We start from the raw sequence: 20,182 nt of genomic DNA on the forward strand, positions 1-20,182 counted from the left end.
GAAGGGCGCCCCACCGTCAGGTGGGGCGCCCTTCCCGCATTTCGCGGTGGTTCACGCGTGCCCGGGGGAGTGGACGACCGGTTTATCTGAGGCGACCGAGTTTCGTGCGACGAGCGAGCTACCTGCGGCGACCGAACTACCTGCGACGACCGAGGATGGTCATCGCGATCGACAACCCCACCGCGGCGACCCCGGCGAGCGCGGCCGCGGCGACGGCGGCGACCTGTTCGGCACTCGCGCCGTGCGCGTCGTACCCGGGACCGGATACCCCGTGCCGGCGGTCGACTTCCGCGAGTGCCCGGAAGAGTTCATCGGGATCGCCGCCCGCGTCCGGATGGTGGCGCAGGACCGCCTGCCGCCTGTCCCGTTTGTAGGCGGCGGGGTCCCGCGGCTCGCGTCTGCTGTTCACGATGTGGTCTCCTCCGCGTGTGGACTCTGGTCTTCCCGACGCTACCGAAGTACCCGGTCGTCGTGCCGGGGTCCGTGACGCACCCGAGGACGCCGGGGCGTCCGGGATTTTGCCCTTCCGGCCGATGTACTGCATACTGGTCAAGTTGCCCGGACAAGGCGGCGATCCCGTATGGGCCCGATGGGCCCCGGGGAGAGTCGGGTTGGTCGGGCGAGCACGACCGGGGCGGGTGAGTGATCACCCGCCGGAAAAGCGGGAGGGCGACACGCCCGACCGCGTGGACGCGTCGTGACACGTCAACAGCGGCAGCGGATCGGTCCGCCGTCATCCTCGCCTCGCGCGAGCGATGTGGCACTCCGTCCTCTGGAGGTCTCGTAGTCGTGTCATGCCCGTGGGCGCGCGGCGGGGTCCTCCACGATGGAGCACCGATGCACGGGACCGGGTGGTAGACGGTCTGACGGTGTCACACATGACAAGCGAACACACAGTGTCCCCGCGCAGCGAGGGCGCTTACGACAGCCGCCCTCACGGGCGGGAGGAGAAGAGGACGAAGTGGCGGGACAAAAGATCCGCATCCGGCTCAAGGCCTACGACCATGAAGCTATCGACGCCTCGGCCCGCAAGATCGTCGAGACGGTGACCCGTACGGGTGCTCGTGTCGTCGGTCCCGTGCCGCTGCCCACCGAGAAGAACGTCTACTGCGTCATCCGCTCGCCGCACAAGTACAAGGATTCGCGTGAGCACTTCGAGATGCGTACCCACAAGCGGTTGATCGACATTCTCGACCCCACGCCGAAGACCGTGGACGCTCTCATGCGTATCGACCTGCCTGCCAGCGTCGACGTCAACATCCAGTGACCTCCGACCGCGTAGCGGTCAGCAAGCAACGTGCAGCGGAGACAGTGAACAGATGACTAACACCGAGATCAAGGGAATCCTGGGCGCCAAGCTCGGCATGACCCAGGTCTTCGACGAGAACAACCGGGTGGTTCCGGTTACCGTCGTCAAGGCCGGGCCGTGCGTCGTGACCGGGATCCGTACCCAAGAGACCGACGGCTACGACGCCGTCCAGATCGCGTTCGGCGCGATCGACCCCCGCAAGGTCACCAAGCCGGTGGCCGGCCAGTTCGATAAGGCCGGGGTCACCCCCCGTCGTCACCTCGCCGAGATCCGACTCGACAACGCCGAGCAGGCCGCCGGGTTCGAGATCGGCCAGGAGATCGGCGCCGACGTGTTCGAGGACGGCGCGTTCGTCGACGTCACCGGCACCTCCAAGGGCAAGGGCTTCGCCGGTACCATGAAGCGCTACGGCTTCGCCGGCCAGGGTGCCTCGCACGGTACGCAGGCCGTACACCGCAAGCCGGGTTCCATCGGCGGGGCATCGACCCCGGGCCGCGTCTTCAAGGGCAAGTCGATGGCCGGCCGCATGGGCAACGATCGCGTGACCACCATGAACCTCAAGGTCCACAAGGTGGACGCCGAGGCCGGCGTCCTCCTCATCAAGGGAGCCATCCCGGGTCGTAACGGCGGCCTTGTGATGGTCCGTTCCGCAGTGAAGGGCGGTGCGCGCGCATGACCACCACGGAGAACACCGTGAACCTCAAGCTGGACGTCCGTACCCCGGCGGGCAAGACCGACGGTTCGGTCGAGCTCCCCGCCGAGATCTTCGGCGTCGAGCCCAACCTGCCCCTGATGCACCAGGTCGTGGTGGCTCAGCTCGCCGCGGCGCGTCAGGGCACGCACTCGACCAAGACCCGTGGCGAGGTCCGCGGCGGCGGCCGCAAGCCGTTCCGCCAGAAGGGCACCGGCCGCGCCCGTCAGGGTTCGACCCGCGCCCCCGCCTACACCGGCGGCGGCACCGTCCACGGCCCGAAGCCGCGTGACTACTCGCAGCGCACCCCCAAGAAGATGAAGGCCGCCGCGCTCCGCGGTGCCCTCTCCGACCGGGTCTCGGCCGATCGCCTCCACGTGGTGACCGAGTTCGTCGAGGGACAGAAGCCGTCGACGGCCGGTGTCCGCGACTTCCTGGGCACCCTGTCCGACCGCAAGAAGATCCTGATCGTCGTCGGTCGTGAGGACGTCGCCGCATGGCGTTCCGTGGCCAACCTCGATCACGTCCATCCGATCGCTCCGGATCAGCTCAACACCTACGACGTGCTCCACGCTGACGACGTCGTGTTCTCGGTCGAGGCTCTGGACGCGTTCGTCACGCAGGCGAGCCGTGCGTTCGCCGGCAAGGCAGCGAAGGAGGCCGACAAGTGAGCACCGTCGCCGATCCCCGGGACGTGATCCTCGCCCCGGTCGTCTCCGAGAAGGCCTACGGCCTGCTCGAGCAGGGCGTGTACACGTTCCAGGTCGCCCCGGGCGCCAACAAGACGCAGATCAAGATCGCCATCCAGGAGATCTTCGGCGTCACCGTTGAGTCCGTGAACACCGCCAACCGTCAGGGCAAGCGCAAGCGCACCCGCACCGGGTACGGACAGCGCAAGAGCACCAAGCGCGCCATCGTGACCCTCGCGGCCGACAGCAAGCCCATCGAGATCCCGGGTCTGACCGCCTGACGGCGGGAAGAGTTAAGGACGAGAGAACCTCATGGCTATCCGCAAGTACAAGCCCACGACCCCCGGTCGTCGCGGCTCGAGCGTCTCGGACTTCGCCGAGATCACCCGCTCGACGCCCGAGAAGTCGCTGCTGCGCCCGCTGAGCAAGACCGGCGGCCGCAACGGTCACGGCCGTATCACCAGCCGCCACAAGGGCGGTGGCCACAAGCGCCAGTACCGCGTCATCGACTTCCGTCGTAATGACAAGGACGGCGTGCTCGCCACCGTCGCGCACATCGAGTACGACCCGAACAGGACCGCCAACATCGCCCTCCTGCACTACGCGGACGGTGAGAAGCGGTACATCCTCGCCCCGCGCAACCTGAAGCAGGGCATGAAGGTCGAGTCGGGTGCAGGCGCCGACATCAAGACCGGCAACAACCTCCCGCTCCGGAACATCCCCGCAGGCACCGTGGTGCACGCGGTGGAGCTCCGTCCGGGCGGCGGCGCCAAGATGGCCCGCGCCGCCGGCGCCGGCATCCAGCTGCTCGGTAAGGAGGGGACCTACGCCTCCCTCCGCATGCCCTCCGGTGAGATCCGTCGGGTCGACGTGCGGTGCCGCGCCACGATCGGCGAGGTCGGCAACGCCGAGCAGGCCAACATCAACTGGGGTAAGGCCGGCCGCATGCGGTGGAAGGGCGTTCGCCCGACCGTCCGTGGCGTGGTCATGAACCCCGTCGACCACCCGCATGGTGGTGGCGAGGGTAAGACGTCCGGTGGACGTCACCCCGTCAGCCCGTGGGGCCAGCCCGAGGGCCGGACCCGCAAGCCCAACAAGGCGAGTGACAGCATGATCGTCCGTCGCCGTCGCACCGGTAAGAAGCGTTAAGGAGGGAAACTAGGATGCCTCGTAGTCTCAAGAAGGGTCCGTTCGTCGACGAACACCTCCTCGCGAAGGTGGACGTGCAGAACGACAAGGGCACGCATCAGGTCATCAAGACCTGGTCGCGGCGCTCGACGATCCTGCCCGATTTCATCGGCCACACGTTCGCCGTCCATGACGGCCGCAAGCATGTGCCCGTATTCGTGTCCGACTCGATGGTGGGTCACAAGCTCGGCGAGTTCGCGCCGACGCGCACGTTCAAGGGGCACATCAAGGACGATCGGAAGAGTAAGCGTCGATGAGCACTGATACGAAGAAGACCGACGACGGCACGGCGACGGCCGAGCAGCAGCTCTCCGCGCGTGCCACCGCCAAGTTCGTCCGCGTCACGCCCATGAAGGCGCGTCGTGTGATCGACCTCATCCGCGGCAAGGACGCCGCCGACGCGCTGAACACGCTGCGGTTCGCCCCGCAGGCCGCCAGCGAGCCGGTCGCCAAGGTCCTCGCCTCCGCGATGGCCAACGCCGAGAACAACCTCGACCTGGACCCCCGGACCCTCGTGGTCACGGCGGCCTACGCCGACGAGGGGCCGACCCTCAAGCGTTTCCGCCCGCGTGCCCAGGGTCGTGCGTTCCGCGTGCGTAAGCGTACGAGCCACATCACCATCGAGGTGACCAGCGTGCCCGAGAAGACCGGCTCCGGTCGGGCACGTCGCAACCAGGGAGGTGCCCGCTAAATGGGACAGAAGATCCAGCCGCACGGCTTCCGTCTCGGCATCACCTCGGACTGGACGTCCAAGTGGTTCGCCGACAAGCAGTACGCCGACTACGTCGCCGAGGACATCAAGATCCGTCAGCTCCTGTCCAAGGGCATGGAGCGGGCCGGTATCTCCGGGGTCGACATCTCGCGGACCCGTGACCGGGTCCACGTGGACATTCACACGGCCCGCCCGGGCATCGTGATCGGCCGTCGGGGCGCCGAGGCGGACCGTCTTCGCGGGGAGCTCGAGAAGCTCACCGCCAAGCAGGTCCACCTCAACATCCTCGAGATCAAGAACACCGAGGCCGACGCCCAGCTCGTCGCCCAGGGGATCGCCGAGCAGCTCTCGAATCGTGTGGCGTTCCGTCGCGCGATGCGCAAGGGCATCCAGTCGGCCATGCGTCAGCCCCAGGTCAAGGGCATCAAGGTGGTCTGTTCGGGTCGTCTCGGCGGTGCCGAGATGTCCCGTTCGGAGCGCTACCACGAGGGGCGCGTCCCCCTGCACACCCTGCGTGCCGAGATCGACTACGGCACCTACGAGGCCAAGACGACCTTCGGTCGTATCGGTGTCAAGGTGTGGATCTACAAGGGTGACGTGGTCGGCGGCCGTCGCGAGTCCGACCAGTACGCCCAGTCCAGCAACCGTGGCGGTGCCGACCGCGGTCCCCGCCGCGAGCGTGGCGCCGGTCGTCCGCGTCGCTCCGGGGCCCAGGGCACCACTGCGACCAGCACCGAGACCGGCCGCGCCGGTTCCGGCTCGGCCGCCGAGGCTCCTGCCGAGGCACCGCAGAACCAGACCAGGGAGGCGTGACAGTGCTTATCCCCAAGCGCGTCAAGCACCGCAAGCAGCACCACCCCGGCCGTAAGGGCGGGGCAAAGGGTGGCACCAAGGTGACATTCGGTGACTACGGCATCCAGGCTCTCGAGCCGGCCTACGTCACCAACCGTCAGATCGAGTCCGCACGTATCGCCATCAACCGCCACATCAAGCGTGGTGGCAAGGTGTGGATCAACATCTATCCGGATCGTCCCCTGACCAAGAAGCCCGCCGAGGTGCGGATGGGTTCCGGTAAGGGCTCGGTCGAGTGGTGGGTGGCCAATGTCAAGCCGGGCCGCATCCTGTTCGAGATGTCGTACCCGAACGAGGAGACCGCTCGCGAGGCCCTTCGCCGCGCGCAGCACAAGCTCCCGTGCAAGACCCGCATCGTGACCCGGGAGGAGCAGTTCTGATGGCTAGTGGAACCACCGCCCCCGAGCTGCGTGAGCTCGATGCGGATGCGCTGACCGCGCGTCTGCGTGAGGCCAAGGAAGAGCTGTTCAACCTGCGCTTCCAGATGGCCACCGGTCAGCTGACCAACAACCGTCGCCTGCGTGTCGTCCGCCACGACATCGCTCGCATCTACACCGTCATTCGCGAGCGCGAGCTCGGTCTGTCGGGGGCGCCGGGTGATGCCAAGTGAGTGACAAGGAAGCAGTTGTGACTGAGTCCAACGAGAACACCGAGCGCAACAGCCGCAAGGTGCGCATCGGGTACGTCGTGTCCGACAAGATGGAGAAGACCATCATCGTCGAGCTCGAGGACCGCGTGAAGCACCCGCTGTACGGCAAGATCATGCGCCGTACCGAGCGGGTCAAGGCCCACGACGAGACCAACACCGCCGGAGTCGGCGACCGCGTGCGGATCATGGAGACCCGCCCGCTGTCCGCCTCCAAGCGGTACCGCCTCGTCGAGGTGCTCGAGCGGGCCAAGTAAGCCCCCACTCGACATATGCGAGCGGCCCGGCCCCGGGACTCCGGGGCCGGGCCGTTTCGCGTTGCGGGGGCGCACGGGACGGCCGAATGTAACGGATCACCGTGGTGTAACGAATTTTGAGTAGTGTGTCAGCGTCCGACGCTGGCCGAGAGGACAGAATCGTCATATGGGGAACGAACCACATTTCGGCCGACGGGGGAGTGGGCGGGGCGATCGCCGTCGTGGTCTGAGTGCGCTCGCGATCGGCGCGGTCGTGATCACGACGACGGCCACGGGGCTTCCCGTCGCCGGCGCCCAGAGCACGGGCCCGGGGTCAGTCGATCCGGGATCCCTCGTTCCCAGCGTGGCGCCCGGGAGCCTGTTGGGCGCACCATCGCTCAGTATCGCCGCGTCGACCCAGCTCGGTGCCCCGATCCCGGTCACGTCCGTCCTCGGATCCGTCGGCGCCATCGGTTCCAGCGATTTCCCCCGTCCGGGAAGCTCCCAACCCCCGGCCGGGCCCCGCGCGACACGGGACGGGTCCATCGTGTCCTCCACCGTGCAGCGGATCGAGCCTCTCTTCCCGGCGTCGACGGAGGCGGTCGATCGTCGCGCCGAGGTGTGGGCCGTGACGTCTGAATCCATGCAACGGACGGTCCGCGTCGAGGTCTACCGCGCCCCGGCGGGCGTCGACGCGCCCAACGTGTACTTCCTCGACGGCGTCGGTTCCGAGGTCCCGTCCGGGTGGAGCACGGGTATGGGCTGGGGCGATCCCGCGCTGCGCGACCGCGCGGTGAACGTGATCGTTCCGACGGGCGGCCCGGCGTCGATGTGGTCCGACTGGCAGGCGGACGATCCCGTCCTGGGCCCCAACAACTGGGAGACGTTCCTCACCGAGGAGTTGCCGCCGCTGCTCGAGGCCGGTTTACCCGGGGCCGCGGGGCCGCTCGCCCACAACGGGAGCTGGGGGGTCATGGGCGTGTCGATGGGGGCGTCCGCGGCGCTTCATCTGGCCAACAGGAACGAGATGTTCGGAGGCGCCGCCGGTATCAGCGGCGCCTATTCGACCACCGACGAGCTCGGCTACCAGTACGCGCGACTCACCGTGGCCGCTCGCCACGGGGACGTCACCAACATGTGGGGGCCGCGCGGGTCCCGGGAGTGGGTGGAGCACGACACCGTGGCGGACCCCTCCGGGCTCGAGGGCAAGGCGGTCTACCTCAGCGCCGCGACCGGGCTGGTGGGCTCCAGCGAGCTCGGCCGCTTCGGCAGCAACGAACTCGTGCTCATCGACGGACATGTCCTCGAGAAGGGCTCCTACGAGAGCACCCGTGCACTCGAGGCCGCGCTCGCCTCGGTTCCCGGGGTCGACCTGAGGATGAACTACATGCCCTCCGGGATCCACAACTGGCCGGTCTTCGTCACCGAGATGCGGCCGGGGATGGATCACGTCCTCTCCGGACTGCCCGACGCCGCGCCCAACGGGCGGAGGACGACCGGGGGAGTGGCGGACTCCGGGGCTAGCGCTGCCGGCTCATCGGGATCGAGCGGTTCGACGGGTTCCCTGCGTGGATCCGGATCGGCCGGTTCGAGCGGTAGCTGACCGGGATTTGGGTCCCGGTGCATGCGCACCCTACACTGGACCAGTTGCCCGACCTGGCACGTCTCGACGTGTCGACGGGTGGCATGACCGCGTGTGTCGGGTCGGTATCCGGCACACATTGAACAGACCTGGTCAGGAGAACCATGATCCAGCAGGAGTCGCGGCTGAAGGTCGCCGACAACACGGGTGCCAAGGAAATTCTCTGCATCCGCGTTCTCGGCGGTTCCAAGCGCCGCTACGCAGGCGTGGGCGACATCATCGTCGCCACCGTCAAGGACGCCATCCCCGGTGGCAACGTCAAGAAGGGTGAGGTCGTCAAGGCCGTCATCGTGCGCACCGCCAAGGAGCGCCGTCGCCCGGACGGCTCGTACATCAAGTTCGACGAGAACGCCGCCGTCATCATCAAGAACGACAACGATCCGCGCGGAACGCGCATCTTCGGGCCCGTCGGCCGCGAACTGCGCGACAAGAAGTTCATGCGGATCGTCTCGCTGGCTCCGGAGGTGCTCTGACATGAAGGTTCACAAGGGCGACACGGTGCTGGTCATCTCCGGTAAGGACAAGGGCGCCAAGGGCAAGGTCATCCAGGCTTTCCCGGCTCAGGAGAAGGTCCTCGTCGAGGGCGTCAACCGCATCAAGAAGCACACCTCCAACTCGGCTGCCGAGCGCGGCGCCTCCTCGGGCGGCATCGTCACCCAGGAGGCCCCGATCCACGTGTCCAACGTGATGGTCGTGGACGCCGACGGCACCCCGACCCGGGTCGGAATCCGCACCGACGAGAACGGCAAGCGCGTCCGTGTCTCGCGCAAGACCGGGAAGGACCTGTGACCATGACTGAGACCGCCCTTCCCTCCGGGTACACCCCTCGCCTCAAGGACAAGTACCGCAGCGAGATCCGGCCGGCACTCAACGAGACGTTCGAGTACGCCAACGTCATGCAGATCCCGGGCGTCGCGAAGGTCGTCGTCAACATGGGTGTCGGTGACGCCGCCCGCGACGCCAAGCTTATCAACGGCGCCATCAACGACCTCACGCTGATCACCGGCCAGAAGCCGGAGGTCCGTCGGGCCCGCAAGTCCATCGCACAGTTCAAGCTGCGTGAGGGCATGCCGATCGGTGCGCGCGTCACCCTGCGCGGCGACCGCATGTGGGAGTTCCTCGATCGCCTGACGACCGTCGCGCTCCCGCGTATCCGTGACTTCCGCGGACTCTCGGGCAAGCAGTTCGACGGCCACGGCAACTACACGTTCGGCCTCAACGAGCAGACGATGTTCTACGAGATCGATGTCGACAAGGTCGACCGCCCCCGGGGCATGGACATCACGGTCGTCACGACCGCAACGAACGACGAAGAGGGCCGGGCACTGCTCAAGCAGCTCGGATTCCCCTTCAAGGAGGACTGACCTCCTCCACCGGCCGGACCGGCCGTCCCCGCCGGGGCACCGCATCGCGGTTCCCCGGCGGCGGGCAGACGGCCCAGTCGTCTGGTCGCGCCCCGGTGAGAAGAGCACCGGCCGCGGCGGGAACACCGGGATGCCCCGAGGGGCGCCGGATCCCATACAAGAGAACATTCGCACTCTTCGTGATAGGCCCACGACGTCACGTGGGCGGCCCACAGGTCGCCGTACGGGACGTGTTGCATGGGAACCGTTACGAGAAAGGAACATGGTCCATCCATGTCGATGACCGATCCCATCGCGGACATGCTGACGCGTGTGCGTAACGCCAATTCGGCGTACCACGACACCGTGTCGATGCCGCATTCGAAGCTCAAGGGCAACATCGCTGCCATCCTCCAGCAGGAGGGTTACATCGCGGGCTACAACGTCGAGGACGCAGAGGTGGGCAAGAAGCTCACCATCGACCTCAAGTACGGCCCCTCGCGCCAGCGCAGCATCCAGGGCATCAAGCGCATCTCGAAGCCGGGTCTGCGCGTGTACGCCAAGTCCACCGAACTGCCCAAGGTCCTCGGTGGCCTGGGCGTCGCGATCATCTCGACGTCCCAGGGTCTGCTCACGGACCGCCAGGCGAACAACAAGAAGGTGGGCGGGGAAGTCCTCGCCCACGTCTGGTAAGGGGGGCGAGAAATGTCACGTATCGGCAAGGCTCCGATCACCGTCCCGTCCGGTGTCGACATCAGGGTCGACGGCCAGACCGTCACCGTCAAGGGTCCCAAGGGCGAGCTCTCGCAGGTTCTGCCCGGGGCGATCTCGGTCTCGATCGAGGACGGCACCGTCACGGTGAACCGTCCCGACGACCACCGCGACAACCGGTCACTGCACGGCCTGTCCCGCTCGCTGGTCAACAACATGATCGTCGGCGTCACCGAGGGCTACAAGCAGGACATGGAGATCTTCGGCGTCGGTTACCGCGTCGTGGCCAAGGGCCAGGATCTCGAGTTCGCCCTGGGCTACTCGCATCCGGTTCCGGTCACCGCTCCCGACGGCATCACGTTCGCCGTCGACGGTGCGACCAAGTTCTCGATCTCCGGGATCGACAAGCAGCAGGTGGGCCAGATCGCCGCCAACATCAAGCGACTGCGGAAGCACGACCCGTACAAGGGCAAGGGCATCCGCTACGCCGGCGAACAGGTCCGTCGCAAGGTCGGAAAGACGGGTAAGTGATCATGAGCAGCACCAAGAAGCGTTCACCGCTGGGCACCGATGTCTCCACCGCACGTCGCGAGGGTCGCGCCCGGCGCCATTACCGACTCCGCAAGAAGGTCTCCGGTACGCCGGAGCGTCCGCGGTTGGTCGTCAACCGGTCCTCGCGTCACATCCACGCCCAGATCATCGACGATCTGGCCGGCCACACGCTGGCCGCAGCCTCCACCATCGAGGCGGATGTGCGCTCCCTTGAGGGCGACAAGAAGGCCCGCAGCGCGAAGGTCGGCCAGCTCCTGGCCGAGCGCGCCAAGGCCGCCGGCATCGACGCCGTCGTGTTCGACCGTGGTGGTAACAAGTACCACGGCCGGATCGCGTCCCTCGCCGACGCCGCCCGCGAGGGTGGGCTGGAGTTCTGATGACCAATACCACTGCACTGTTCGCTAACGGAAGGACCGTCTGATGCCGGGACGTCAGCGTCGTGACGGCGGAAGCAACGGCCCCGCCGCAGACAACAAGACCACCACCGACAACGCCCAGGGCCGCGGCGGAGACCGCGGTCGTGGCCGGGGTCGCGACGATCGTCGCGGCCGCGACGAGGAGAAGTCGCAGTACATCGAGCGCGTCGTCACCATCAACCGTGTCTCCAAGGTCGTCAAGGGTGGTCGGCGCTTCAGCTTCACCGCCCTGGTGATCCTGGGTGACGGCAACGGCATGGTCGGCGTCGGGTACGGCAAGGCCAAGGAGGTGCCGGCGGCGATCCAGAAGGGATCGGAGGAGGCACGGAAGAACTTCTTCCGCGTTCCGCTCATCGCCTCCACCATCCCCCACCCGATCCAGGGTGAGGCTGCTGCCGGCGTCGTCATGCTCCGCCCCGCCTCGCCGGGTACCGGTGTCATCGCCGGTGGCGCCGCTCGCGCGGTGCTCGAGTGTGCCGGAGTCAACGACATCCTGTGCAAGTCTCTGGGGTCGGACAACGCCATCAACGTGGTCCACGCGACCGTGGCGGCGCTCAAGGGTCTGCATCGTCCCGAGGAGGTCGCGGCTCGTCGCGGCCTGCCGATCGAGGACGTCGCGCCCGCGGGCATGCTCCGTGCGCGTGCCGGACAGGGGGCCTGATCATGGCTAGCCTCAAGATCACCCAGGTCCGCGGGACCGTGGGGACCAAGAAGAACCAGCGGGACTCCCTGCGTACGCTCGGCCTCAAGGGCATCCGGAAGACGGTCGTGCGTGAGGACAACGCGCAGACCCGGGGTCTCATCAACGTCGTGAACCACCTCGTCGTGGTCGAAGAGACGGAGTGAGAATGACTATCAAGTTGCATCACCTGCGCCCGGCTCCCGGGTCGCACGCCGAGAAGATCCGTGTGGGTCGCGGCGAGGGCGGCAAGCGCGGCAAGACCGCCGGCCGCGGTACCAAGGGCACCAAGGCGCGTAAGAACGTCCCCGCGGCGTTCGAGGGCGGCCAGATGCCGATCCACATGCGGCTCCCGAAGCTCAAGGGCTTCAAGAACCGCAACAAGGTCGTCTTCCAGGTCGTCAACGTGTCCGACATCCAGCGGCTGTTCCCGCAGGGCGGCGAGGTCGGCGTGTCCGAGCTCGTGGCCGCGGGCGCGGTCCGGAAGAACCAGCCGGTCAAGGTGCTGGGCGACGGGGACATCTCCGTGGCCGTCACCGTGACCGCCGACAAGGTCTCCGCCTCGGCCAAGAGCAAGATCGAGGCCGCCGGCGGAAGCGTGTCGGAGGCCGGGGCCTGATACCCCGCCCGGCCCGTTCACGGGTCGATGACGGGTGCAGGGGTCGGGTCCGAGAGTCTCGGATCCGGCCCCTGCGCTCGTCTTGATAGAGTTTTCCCGTTGTGCGTTTCGGGGTCGGCGCCCGCCGGAAGGTCGGCCCGACTTCCCCCGGCGCATCTGCTTTCGACGACCGGCGGCCCGACGGCCGACCACGACCAGGAGGACATGTGCTCTCCGCACTCGCGTCCGCGATCAAGGACCGGGACCTGAGGAAGAAGATCTTCTTCACCCTGGGGATCATCATCCTCTACCGGATCGGCGCGCAGATCCCGTCGCCCGGCGTCGACTACCCCAAGCTCCGGGGTCTGCTCGACACGGCGATGACCGGGGACAACGCACAGTTGTTCTCCCTGGTGAACCTCTTCTCCGGTGGCGCCCTGCTGCAGTTGTCGGTCTTCGCGATCGGCATCATGCCCTTCATCACCGCGAGCATCATCGTCCAACTGCTCACGGTGGTGATCCCGTACTTCGAGCAGTTGAAGAAGGAGGGGCAGTCCGGCCAGGCGAAGATGACGCAGTACACGCGTTATCTCACCATCGCGCTCGCCGTCCTGCAGTCCGCCGGCATCGTCGCGCTGGCCGACCGGGGGCAGCTCCTCGGCAACGGCCAGTCCGTCCTGATGGACGACAACATCCTCACGCTGCTCACCATCGTCATCGTCATGACCGCGGGCGCCGCACTCGTCATGTGGTTCGGTGAACTGATCACCGACCGTGGCGTCGGTAACGGCATGTCGCTGCTCATCTTCGCCGGTATCGCGTCCCGCATCCCGGCCGAGGGCGTGAACATCTACCAGAACTCGTCGACCATGAAGTTCGCGGCCGTCATGTTCGCGGTCGTCCTCATCGTCGTCGCCGTCGTCTTCGTCGAGCAGGGTCAGCGCCGCATCCCCGTCCAGTACGCCAAGCGCATGGTCGGCCGCCGCCAGTACGGCGGCACCTCCACCTACCTGCCGCTCAAGGTCAACCAGGCCGGCGTCATCCCGGTGATCTTCGCGTCGTCGCTGATGTACGTGCCGATCCTCATCACCCAGCTGATCCAGGGGCCCGAGCCGTCGAGCGACGGGTTCTGGCAGCGGTACGTCATGCAGTACCTGCAGAACCCCTCCAGCTGGGGCTACATCCTCCTGTACTTCGCCCTCATCATCTTCTTCGCGTACTTCTACGTGGCCATCCAGTTCGACCCGATGGAGCAGGCCGAGAACATGAAGAAGTACGGCGGGTTCATCCCGGGCATCCGCCCGGGCCGCCCGACGGCCGAATACCTGGGCTATGTCCTCAACCGGATCCTGCTGTTCGGTTCGCTGTACCTCGGTCTGATCGCGGTACTCCCCAACGTCTTCCTCGACATGGGCAGCGGGGGTGGAGATCTGCAGAACATGCCGTTCGGCGGCACCGCTGTGCTCATCATGGTCTCCGTGGGCCTCGATACCGTGAAGCAGGTCGAGGCGCAGCTGATGCAGCGCAACTACGAGGGCTTCCTCAAGTAGGCGCGGCCTCGTCCGAGCACACCAACTGTAGAAAGGCTGGTCCCCACCATGCGTCTCGTCCTCCTCGGCCCTCCCGGAGCCGGCAAGGGCACCCAGGCTGCTCTGCTCTCGGAGAAGCTCGGCGTCCCACACATCTCGACCGGTGATCTGTTCCGCGCCAACATCTCCCAGGGCACCGACCTCGGGAAGGAGGCCAAGAGCTACATCGACGCCGGCAACCTCGTCCCCGCCGAGGTGACGAACCGCATGGTCGCCGCGCGCATCGCCGAGCCCGACGCCACCGAGGGCTTCCTCCTGGACGGATACCCCCGCAGTGCAGCGCAGGCGGACGCGCTCAAGGAGATGCTCGGCGAGGCCGGCCACACCCTCGACGCGGTCCTGGAGTTCAAGGTCGACGACGACACCGTGGTCAAGCGCATGCTCGCCCGGGGGCGCGAGGACGACACCGAGGACGTCATCCGGAACCGCATGTCGGTCTACCGGTCGGAGACGGCCCCGCTGCTCGAGTACTACGCCGGTGAGGTCAAGAGCATCGACGCCGTCGGTGAGGTCGACGAGATCAACGCACGCGCGCTCGCCGCGCTGGGTCGCTGACGCCCGCCGTGTTCGGACGGTCCCGCAAGGGCGTGGTCACCGCGCGTACCCCGGGTGAGTTGGACGCCATGGAGGCGGCCGGTCGTATCGTCGGACGGGCGTTGATCGCCGCCCGTGAGGCCGCTGTCCCGGGTGCCACCACCGGTGACCTCGACGAGGTCGTCGAGCAACTGATCCGGGACGCCGGGGCCGTGCCGTCCTTCAAGGGGTACGAGGGGTTCCCGGGATCGATCTGCTCCTCGGTCAACGACGTCGTGGTGCACGGGATCCCCGGGCCCGACACCGTCCTGGGGGACGGGGACCTCGTCTCCGTCGACTGCGGCGCCATCCTCGACGGGTGGCACGGGGACTCCGCGTGGTCGTTCGGGGTGGGGACTCTCGCCCCGGAGGTCGCGACCCTCAACGACGCCACGCGGGAGGTCCTCGACGAGGGCATCCTGGCGATGCTGCCCGGGAACAAGCTCACCGACGTCTCGCACGCCCTCGAGGTGGCGACGCGGAGGGCGGAGGAGCGTCACGGCGTCAGCCTGGGCATCGTCGACGGTTTCGGGGGCCACGGGATCGGCCGCGAGATGCACGAATGGCCGTTCCTCGCCAACGAGGGCAAGCCCGGACGCGGCCCCCGGCTGCAGGAGGGTTCGGTCCTGGCGGTCGAGCCGATGCTCGTGCTGGGCGGTGAGACCGACACCCGGACCCTGTCCGATGACTGGACGGTCGTCACCGTCGACGGGTCGCCGGCGGCGCACTGGGAACACACGGTCGCCGTGACGGTGGACGGCCCCCGGATCCTCACGCCCCGCCCGCGCAGCTGAGGACGCACCGCGACCGGGGTCGCCGCTCCGGGGGATCGGAGCGGGTCGACCGCTGACGGTCGCCCACACCGGGTTACAGTGTGTGCCGGTAGTGAACATCTGCTTCCAAAGGTCCCGGCATGCTCGCTGAGCAGGAGTCCGTCGCGCGTCGATCAGTCGTGCGGGGAGCCGTCGCGCTGGTCGTGACGCTCGCTGTCGCCCTCGTCCACATCTCGGGCCCGGGCGTCGCCCCCTCCACCGCCCAGTCGGTGATGGAGGGGGGCGCGGGGTCGATCGAGGCGGATCCCCAGCCGGGGCCGTTCTACCACGCGGATCCGCAACACCTCGCGGACGCCCCTCTCGGTGAGGTGATCAACTCCCGGGACGTGACCATGCCGGCGTTCCTCGGATACCGGGTCACCGAGATCGCCTACCGGTCGACCGACTCCCGCGATCGGCCGCTACTGGCCACCGCGACGGTCGTCCGGCCGCACCACGCCCGCCCCGACGGTCCGGTGTTGAGCTACCAGCACTACCGCAATGCGCTCGGACAGCGATGCGCGCCCACCGAGACCCTCGTCCACCCGACGCTGGAGACCGTGCAGGACAACGCGATGGTGTTCCTGCGGACGCGTCTGGACCAGGGATGGACGGTCATCATCCCGGACCACCTCGGTCCGAAGGTCGCCTATCCCGGCGGTCAGTTGTCGGGTCGGATCGTGTTGGACGGGATGCGTGCGGTGCGGGACGACCCCCGCTTCGATTCCAGGCACAGCCGGTTCGGCGCCCTCGGCTACTCCGGGGGCGGCATCGCGAGCGCGTGGGTGTCGCTCCTGCACGACGACTACGCCCCGGACGTGAATCTGGTCGGGGTGGCGCAGGGCGGTGTCCCGACCGACATGACCACGATGGCGCGGATGGTCGGCAACTGGCCGCACCCGGCGTTCGGCCTGGCGTTCGCCGCGGCTGTCGGCATGGCGCGGGAGTACCCGGAGGCGATCCGGCTCGAGGAGAAGCTCACGCCGGACGGGTGGGCGCTCTACAGCCAGCTGAAGGGGCGCTGCACCGCGACCCTGTTGACGGTCGGGGCGTTCCGGTCCGTCCCGATGGTCCTCCGGGGAGGCGACCTCCTGGCAGAGGAGGGGCTGATGCGGGCGTTCGCGGAGAACAGCATCCGTCAGAGCCCGGACGTGCCCCGGGTCCCGGTGTTCATGTGGCATTCCGGGACCGACCCGCTCGTGCCGTTCTGGGACGCGGAGGAGACCGCCAAGCGGTACTGCCGAGAGGGCGCGCCGCTGACGTGGGAGCCGGGACTCGCGCCGGAGCACCTCATGGGCGCGGTGGAGAAACTGCCCGCGGCGATGAACTGGCTCCAGCAGCGCTTCGACGGGGTGCCCGCGGGGCGGGCCTGCTACGTCTGACCGTCGGTCACCGGGACCGCCGAGGGGACGCCGAGCGCGCGGCGAGGGCCCTGTCGGTGCCCGATTGGCGCAGATCCATCACCTGACGTAAGCTTATACGTCGGTGTGCCCACCAGTGCACCGACAATCCGGTAGACGTCACCCGGGGAATCGTGGAGGACCGTAACCAGCATGGCAAAGAAAGACGGAGCCATCGAGGTCGAGGGCCGTGTCGTTGAGCCGTTGCCGAACGCAATGTTCCGCATCGAACTCGAGAACGGGCACAAGGTCCTCGCACACATCAGTGGGAAGATGCGGCAGCACTACATCCGCATCCTCCCCGAGGACCGCGTGGTCGTGGAGCTCTCGCCCTACGACCTGACCCGCGGCCGGATCGTCTACCGGTACAAGTAAGACGCTCAACTCCCCGCACCAGCCGCCGAGCCCCACAGGGGCCGGCGGGATCACACCCTCGGAAGCGGAGGCCGGGGCCCCGGACGGTTGCTCATCGTGAGATGACCATTCGACAACGGGGACGGTCGGGGAGCAGACCTACCGCACGACGAAAGAGAAACGCCACATGGCACGTCTAGCCGGCGTTGATCTCCCGCGCGACAAGCGCATGGAGATCGCGCTCACCTACATTTTCGGCATCGGTCGCACCCGGTCGCTGGAGATCCTGGGGCGTACGGGCATCAGCCCGGATCTGCGCACCAAGGACCTCACCGACGAGCAGTTGACCGTCCTTCGTGACGACATCGAGGGCAACTACAAGGTGGAGGGTGACCTCCGCCGCGAGGTCCAGGGCGACATCCGCCGGAAGATCGAGATCGGTAGCTACCAGGGCCTGCGCCACCGCCGTGGCCTGCCGGTCCGTGGACAGCGTACCAAGACCAACGCCCGTACCCGTAAGGGTCCGAAGAAGACCGTCGCCGGAAAGAAGAAGTAATGCCCCCCAAGTCACGCGCTGCGGGCCCCAAGAAGACGGGCCGTCGCAAGGAAAAGAAGAACGTGCCCCTGGGCCAGGCCCACATCAAGAGCACGTTCAACAACACGATCGTCTCGATCACCGACCCGTCCGGTGGCGTCCTCGCATGGGCGTCCTCCGGCCACGTCGGCTTCAAGGGCTCGCGCAAGTCGACGCCCTTCGCCGCCCAGCTCGCCGCCGAGAACGCGGCCCGCAAGGCGCAGGAGCACGGCGTCAAGAAGGTCGACGTGTTCGTCAAGGGCCCCGGCTCGGGACGTGAGACCGCGATCCGCTCGCTCCAGGCCGCCGGCCTCGAGGTGGGCACGATCTCCGATGTCACCCCCCAGCCCCACAACGGCTGTCGTCCGCCCAAGCGGCGTCGAGTCTGAGCCGGAAGGAACGCACTAAATCATGGCACGTTACACCGGCCCCGTCACCCGCAAGTCCCGCCGTCTGGGCGTGGACCTCGTGGGTGGAGACACCGCATTCGAGCGTCGGCCCTTCCCGCCCGGTCACCACGGCCGCGCGCGGATCAAGGAGTCCGAGTACCGCACCCAGCTGCAGGAGAAGCAGAAGGCCCGCTTCACCTACGGCGTGATGGAGAAGCAGTTCCGTCGTTACTACGAGGAGGCGAACCGCCGCGCCGGCAAGACCGGTGAGAACCTCCTGCAGATCCTCGAGTCGCGACTGGACAACGTCGTGTACCGCGCGGGTCTCGCGCGGACGCGTCGCCAGGCCCGTCAGCTCGTGGCCCACGGTCACTTCCTGGTCAACGACCAGAAGGTCACCATCCCGAGCTACCGGGTCTCGCAGTACGACATCGTCGACGTCCGTCCCAAGTCCACCAAGATGGACTGGTTCGAGATCGCCCAGGAGACCCTCGGCGAGCGTCCCGTCCCGGCGTGGCTGCAGGTCGTCCCGACGACCCTGCGGGTCCTCGTCCACCAGCTCCCCGAGCGCGCGCAGATCGATGTGCCGCTGCAGGAGCAGTTGATCGTCGAGCTCTACTCGAAGTGATCTGTCCCCCCTCGTCGCCGGGCGGGCCGCACACCGCGGCCCGCCCGGCGACGGTGGGTTCCCACGGCGTCAAATAGCGGGCGTCGAGAATCGAAAGAGGTAGCACATGCTCATCTCCCAGCGGCCCACCCTCACCGAGGAGGTCGTCTCCGAGAACCGCTCGCGGTTCGTGCTCGAGCCCCTCGAGCCCGGTTTCGGCTACACCATCGGCAACTCGCTGCGGCGCACGCTGCTGTCGTCCATCCCGGGCGCGGCCGTGACCAGCATCCGCATCGAGGGCGTCCTGCACGAGTTCACCACCGTGCCTGGCGTGAAGGAGGATGTCACCGACATCATCCTCAACCTCAAGGGCCTGGTTGTCTCGTCCGTCGAGGACGAGCCGGTCACCATGTACCTCAAGAAGCAGGGTCCGGGAGCCGTCACCGCCGGTGACATCGTCCCGCCCTCCGGCGTCGAGGTGCACAACCCGGACCTGCACATCGCCACCCTCAACGAGAAGGGTCGGCTGGAGATCGAGCTGGTCGTCGAGCGTGGCCGCGGCTACGTTCCCGCCGGGCTCAACAAGGACGCGGGCCACGAGATCGGCCGGATCCCGGTCGACTCGATCTACTCGCCCGTGCTCAAGGTGACCTACAAGGTCGAGGCCACCCGTGTGCACCAGCGCACCGACTTCGACCGTCTGGTCCTGGACGTCGAGACCAAGAACTCGATGACCGCCCGGGACGCCCTGGCGTCCGCCGGCAAGACCCTCGTCGAGCTCTTCGGCCTCGCCCGTGAGCTCAACGACGAGGCGGAGGGCATCGAGATCGGGCCGAGCCCGGCCGAGGCCGACCACATCGCCGCCTACGGTATGCCGATCGACGACCTGGACCTGTCGGTCCGGTCCTACAACTGCCTCAAGCGCGAGGGCGTCCACACCGTGGGCGAGCTCGTGGCCCGCAGTGAGTCGGACCTGCTCGACATCCGGAACTTCGGACAGAAGTCGATCGACGAGGTCAAGGTCAAGCTCGTGGAGCTCGGCCTGTCCCTCAAGGACGCGCCCCCCGGATTCGATCCCGCCTCGGTCGCCGGCTACGACGCCGAGACCGGCACGTGGACCGACGAGGGCGGCGAGGATTACGCCGAGACCGAGCAGCTCTGACGAGCGCCCGGAACACCATTCCTAGGAGAATCTGATGCCCAAGCCCAAGAAGGGCGCCCGCCTCGGCGGATCCGCCGCCCACCAGCGGCTCATCCTCTCGAACCTGGCCACCCAGCTGTTCGAGCACGACGCGATCCGCACCACGGAGACCAAGGCGAAGCTGCTGCGCCCCTACGCGGAGAAGCTCATCACCAAGGCGCGTCGTGGCACGCTGGCCGACCGTCGTGAGGCCGCCAAGGTCATCCGCGACAAGGACGTCCTGCACAAGCTGTTCGCCGAGATCGGCCCCCGGGTCGCGAACCGCGACGGTGGCTACACCCGGATCGTCAAGCTCGAGAACCGCAAGGGCGACAACGCGCCCATGGCGATGATCGCGCTCGTCACCGAGGAGCTCGCCTCCGCCGAGGCCTCGCGCGCCACCCGCGCCGCGGCGTCCAAGGCGGCCACCGCGCCGGCCG

The 20,182-nt window shown here is 67.6% G+C and carries 32 protein-coding genes; 31 read left to right on the plus strand and 1 reads right to left on the minus strand.

Features of this window, described 5'->3' with window-relative positions:
- Window positions 1-136: 136 nt before the first annotated feature.
- The gene (locus G6023_RS11720; RefSeq protein ID WP_069388740.1) at window positions 137-409 is read right to left on the minus strand and encodes a hypothetical protein; all 273 of its coding nucleotides are present in this window, start codon (window positions 407-409) and stop codon (window positions 137-139) included.
- A gap of 552 nt (window positions 410-961) precedes the next feature.
- Between G6023_RS11720 and rpsJ the strand changes: the two genes are divergently transcribed.
- The 31 genes from rpsJ to rplQ all read left to right on the plus strand — a co-directional run.
- A complete protein-coding gene (gene rpsJ, locus G6023_RS11725; RefSeq protein WP_003938093.1) occupies window positions 962-1,267 on the plus strand; it encodes a 30S ribosomal protein S10 in 306 nt (101 codons plus the stop codon).
- Window positions 1,268-1,319: 52 nt separating this feature from the next.
- Window positions 1,320-1,985 carry a 50S ribosomal protein L3 gene (gene rplC / locus G6023_RS11730; RefSeq protein ID WP_067716684.1) on the plus strand — a complete coding sequence of 222 codons (666 nt, stop codon included), beginning with the start codon at window positions 1,320-1,322 and terminating at the stop codon, window positions 1,983-1,985.
- Complete coding sequence (gene rplD / locus G6023_RS11735; RefSeq protein WP_067716681.1) at window positions 1,982-2,671, plus strand: 50S ribosomal protein L4; 690 nt, start codon at window positions 1,982-1,984, stop codon at window positions 2,669-2,671. Before rplC ends, rplD begins: the two co-directional genes overlap by 4 nt.
- The gene (gene rplW / locus G6023_RS11740) at window positions 2,668-2,970 is read left to right on the plus strand and encodes a 50S ribosomal protein L23 (RefSeq protein WP_067716678.1); all 303 of its coding nucleotides are present in this window, start codon (window positions 2,668-2,670) and stop codon (window positions 2,968-2,970) included. Before rplD ends, rplW begins: the two co-directional genes overlap by 4 nt.
- 31 nt (window positions 2,971-3,001) lie before the next feature.
- On the plus strand, window positions 3,002-3,838 hold the full coding sequence (gene rplB / locus G6023_RS11745) for a 50S ribosomal protein L2 (protein ID WP_067716676.1): 837 nt from the start codon (window positions 3,002-3,004) through the stop codon (window positions 3,836-3,838).
- Window positions 3,839-3,852: 14 nt separating this feature from the next.
- Window positions 3,853-4,134, plus strand: a complete 282-nt coding sequence (gene rpsS / locus G6023_RS11750; protein WP_007628126.1) for a 30S ribosomal protein S19 — start codon at window positions 3,853-3,855, stop codon at window positions 4,132-4,134.
- Window positions 4,131-4,568 carry a 50S ribosomal protein L22 gene (gene rplV, locus G6023_RS11755; protein WP_067716673.1) on the plus strand — a complete coding sequence of 146 codons (438 nt, stop codon included), beginning with the start codon at window positions 4,131-4,133 and terminating at the stop codon, window positions 4,566-4,568. The genes rpsS and rplV overlap by 4 nt, the downstream gene beginning before the upstream one ends.
- The gene (rpsC, locus tag G6023_RS11760) at window positions 4,569-5,402 is read left to right on the plus strand and encodes a 30S ribosomal protein S3 (RefSeq protein ID WP_067716670.1); all 834 of its coding nucleotides are present in this window, start codon (window positions 4,569-4,571) and stop codon (window positions 5,400-5,402) included.
- Window positions 5,403-5,404: 2 nt separating this feature from the next.
- Window positions 5,405-5,821, plus strand: coding sequence for a 50S ribosomal protein L16 (rplP, locus tag G6023_RS11765; protein ID WP_010541175.1), 417 nt, complete (start codon window positions 5,405-5,407; stop codon window positions 5,819-5,821).
- The gene (rpmC, locus tag G6023_RS11770; protein ID WP_182635629.1) at window positions 5,821-6,051 is read left to right on the plus strand and encodes a 50S ribosomal protein L29; all 231 of its coding nucleotides are present in this window, start codon (window positions 5,821-5,823) and stop codon (window positions 6,049-6,051) included. Before rplP ends, rpmC begins: the two co-directional genes overlap by 1 nt.
- Entirely contained in the window at window positions 6,048-6,344 is a 297-nt protein-coding gene (gene rpsQ / locus G6023_RS11775; RefSeq protein ID WP_172812145.1) for a 30S ribosomal protein S17, read from the plus strand. The genes rpmC and rpsQ overlap by 4 nt, the downstream gene beginning before the upstream one ends.
- A gap of 526 nt (window positions 6,345-6,870) precedes the next feature.
- Window positions 6,871-7,926, plus strand: coding sequence for an alpha/beta hydrolase (locus tag G6023_RS11780; protein ID WP_253702065.1), 1,056 nt, complete (start codon window positions 6,871-6,873; stop codon window positions 7,924-7,926).
- Between the two features lie 143 nt (window positions 7,927-8,069).
- Window positions 8,070-8,438 (plus strand): 50S ribosomal protein L14, encoded by a 369-nt coding sequence (gene rplN / locus G6023_RS11785; RefSeq protein ID WP_007628112.1) that lies wholly within the window; start codon window positions 8,070-8,072, stop codon window positions 8,436-8,438.
- Window position 8,439: 1 nt separating this feature from the next.
- Window positions 8,440-8,754, plus strand: coding sequence for a 50S ribosomal protein L24 (gene rplX / locus G6023_RS11790; RefSeq protein ID WP_007628110.1), 315 nt, complete (start codon window positions 8,440-8,442; stop codon window positions 8,752-8,754).
- Window positions 8,755-8,756: 2 nt separating this feature from the next.
- Window positions 8,757-9,329 (plus strand): 50S ribosomal protein L5, encoded by a 573-nt coding sequence (rplE, locus tag G6023_RS11795; protein WP_067716660.1) that lies wholly within the window; start codon window positions 8,757-8,759, stop codon window positions 9,327-9,329.
- 273 nt (window positions 9,330-9,602) lie between these two features.
- Complete coding sequence (gene rpsH, locus G6023_RS11800; RefSeq protein WP_067716657.1) at window positions 9,603-10,001, plus strand: 30S ribosomal protein S8; 399 nt, start codon at window positions 9,603-9,605, stop codon at window positions 9,999-10,001.
- Window positions 10,002-10,013: 12 nt separating this feature from the next.
- Window positions 10,014-10,550 (plus strand): 50S ribosomal protein L6, encoded by a 537-nt coding sequence (gene rplF / locus G6023_RS11805; RefSeq protein ID WP_067716654.1) that lies wholly within the window; start codon window positions 10,014-10,016, stop codon window positions 10,548-10,550.
- A gap of 2 nt (window positions 10,551-10,552) precedes the next feature.
- The gene (gene rplR, locus G6023_RS11810) at window positions 10,553-10,948 is read left to right on the plus strand and encodes a 50S ribosomal protein L18 (protein ID WP_067716997.1); all 396 of its coding nucleotides are present in this window, start codon (window positions 10,553-10,555) and stop codon (window positions 10,946-10,948) included.
- 43 nt (window positions 10,949-10,991) lie between these two features.
- On the plus strand, window positions 10,992-11,648 hold the full coding sequence (gene rpsE / locus G6023_RS11815; protein WP_067716652.1) for a 30S ribosomal protein S5: 657 nt from the start codon (window positions 10,992-10,994) through the stop codon (window positions 11,646-11,648).
- 2 nt (window positions 11,649-11,650) lie between these two features.
- Window positions 11,651-11,833 carry a 50S ribosomal protein L30 gene (rpmD, locus tag G6023_RS11820; protein ID WP_067716649.1) on the plus strand — a complete coding sequence of 61 codons (183 nt, stop codon included), beginning with the start codon at window positions 11,651-11,653 and terminating at the stop codon, window positions 11,831-11,833.
- A 2-nt stretch (window positions 11,834-11,835) separates the two neighbouring features.
- A complete protein-coding gene (gene rplO / locus G6023_RS11825) occupies window positions 11,836-12,285 on the plus strand; it encodes a 50S ribosomal protein L15 (RefSeq protein WP_067716646.1) in 450 nt (149 codons plus the stop codon).
- Between the two features lie 206 nt (window positions 12,286-12,491).
- Complete coding sequence (gene secY / locus G6023_RS11830) at window positions 12,492-13,814, plus strand: preprotein translocase subunit SecY (RefSeq protein WP_067716644.1); 1,323 nt, start codon at window positions 12,492-12,494, stop codon at window positions 13,812-13,814.
- A gap of 48 nt (window positions 13,815-13,862) precedes the next feature.
- On the plus strand, window positions 13,863-14,408 hold the full coding sequence (locus G6023_RS11835; protein WP_069388736.1) for an adenylate kinase: 546 nt from the start codon (window positions 13,863-13,865) through the stop codon (window positions 14,406-14,408).
- Between the two features lie 8 nt (window positions 14,409-14,416).
- Window positions 14,417-15,220, plus strand: coding sequence for a type I methionyl aminopeptidase (map, locus tag G6023_RS11840; protein WP_069388735.1), 804 nt, complete (start codon window positions 14,417-14,419; stop codon window positions 15,218-15,220).
- Between the two features lie 119 nt (window positions 15,221-15,339).
- Window positions 15,340-16,620, plus strand: coding sequence for a lipase family protein (locus G6023_RS11845; RefSeq protein WP_182635631.1), 1,281 nt, complete (start codon window positions 15,340-15,342; stop codon window positions 16,618-16,620).
- Between the two features lie 171 nt (window positions 16,621-16,791).
- Window positions 16,792-17,013, plus strand: a complete 222-nt coding sequence (gene infA, locus G6023_RS11850; RefSeq protein ID WP_005140011.1) for a translation initiation factor IF-1 — start codon at window positions 16,792-16,794, stop codon at window positions 17,011-17,013.
- A gap of 166 nt (window positions 17,014-17,179) precedes the next feature.
- Window positions 17,180-17,548 carry a 30S ribosomal protein S13 gene (rpsM, locus tag G6023_RS11855; protein WP_067716635.1) on the plus strand — a complete coding sequence of 123 codons (369 nt, stop codon included), beginning with the start codon at window positions 17,180-17,182 and terminating at the stop codon, window positions 17,546-17,548.
- Window positions 17,548-17,955, plus strand: coding sequence for a 30S ribosomal protein S11 (gene rpsK / locus G6023_RS11860; RefSeq protein WP_067716633.1), 408 nt, complete (start codon window positions 17,548-17,550; stop codon window positions 17,953-17,955). Before rpsM ends, rpsK begins: the two co-directional genes overlap by 1 nt.
- 22 nt (window positions 17,956-17,977) lie before the next feature.
- The gene (gene rpsD / locus G6023_RS11865; protein WP_067716630.1) at window positions 17,978-18,583 is read left to right on the plus strand and encodes a 30S ribosomal protein S4; all 606 of its coding nucleotides are present in this window, start codon (window positions 17,978-17,980) and stop codon (window positions 18,581-18,583) included.
- A 106-nt stretch (window positions 18,584-18,689) separates the two neighbouring features.
- The gene (locus tag G6023_RS11870) at window positions 18,690-19,724 is read left to right on the plus strand and encodes a DNA-directed RNA polymerase subunit alpha (protein ID WP_067716627.1); all 1,035 of its coding nucleotides are present in this window, start codon (window positions 18,690-18,692) and stop codon (window positions 19,722-19,724) included.
- Window positions 19,725-19,758: 34 nt separating this feature from the next.
- On the plus strand, window positions 19,759-20,182 hold a 424-nt coding region (gene rplQ, locus G6023_RS11875; RefSeq protein ID WP_182635633.1), incomplete at its 3' end, for a 50S ribosomal protein L17.

The organism is Dietzia sp. DQ11-71 (assembly GCF_014144995.1).
GTDB lineage: Bacteria > Actinomycetota > Actinomycetes > Mycobacteriales > Mycobacteriaceae > Dietzia > Dietzia kunjamensis.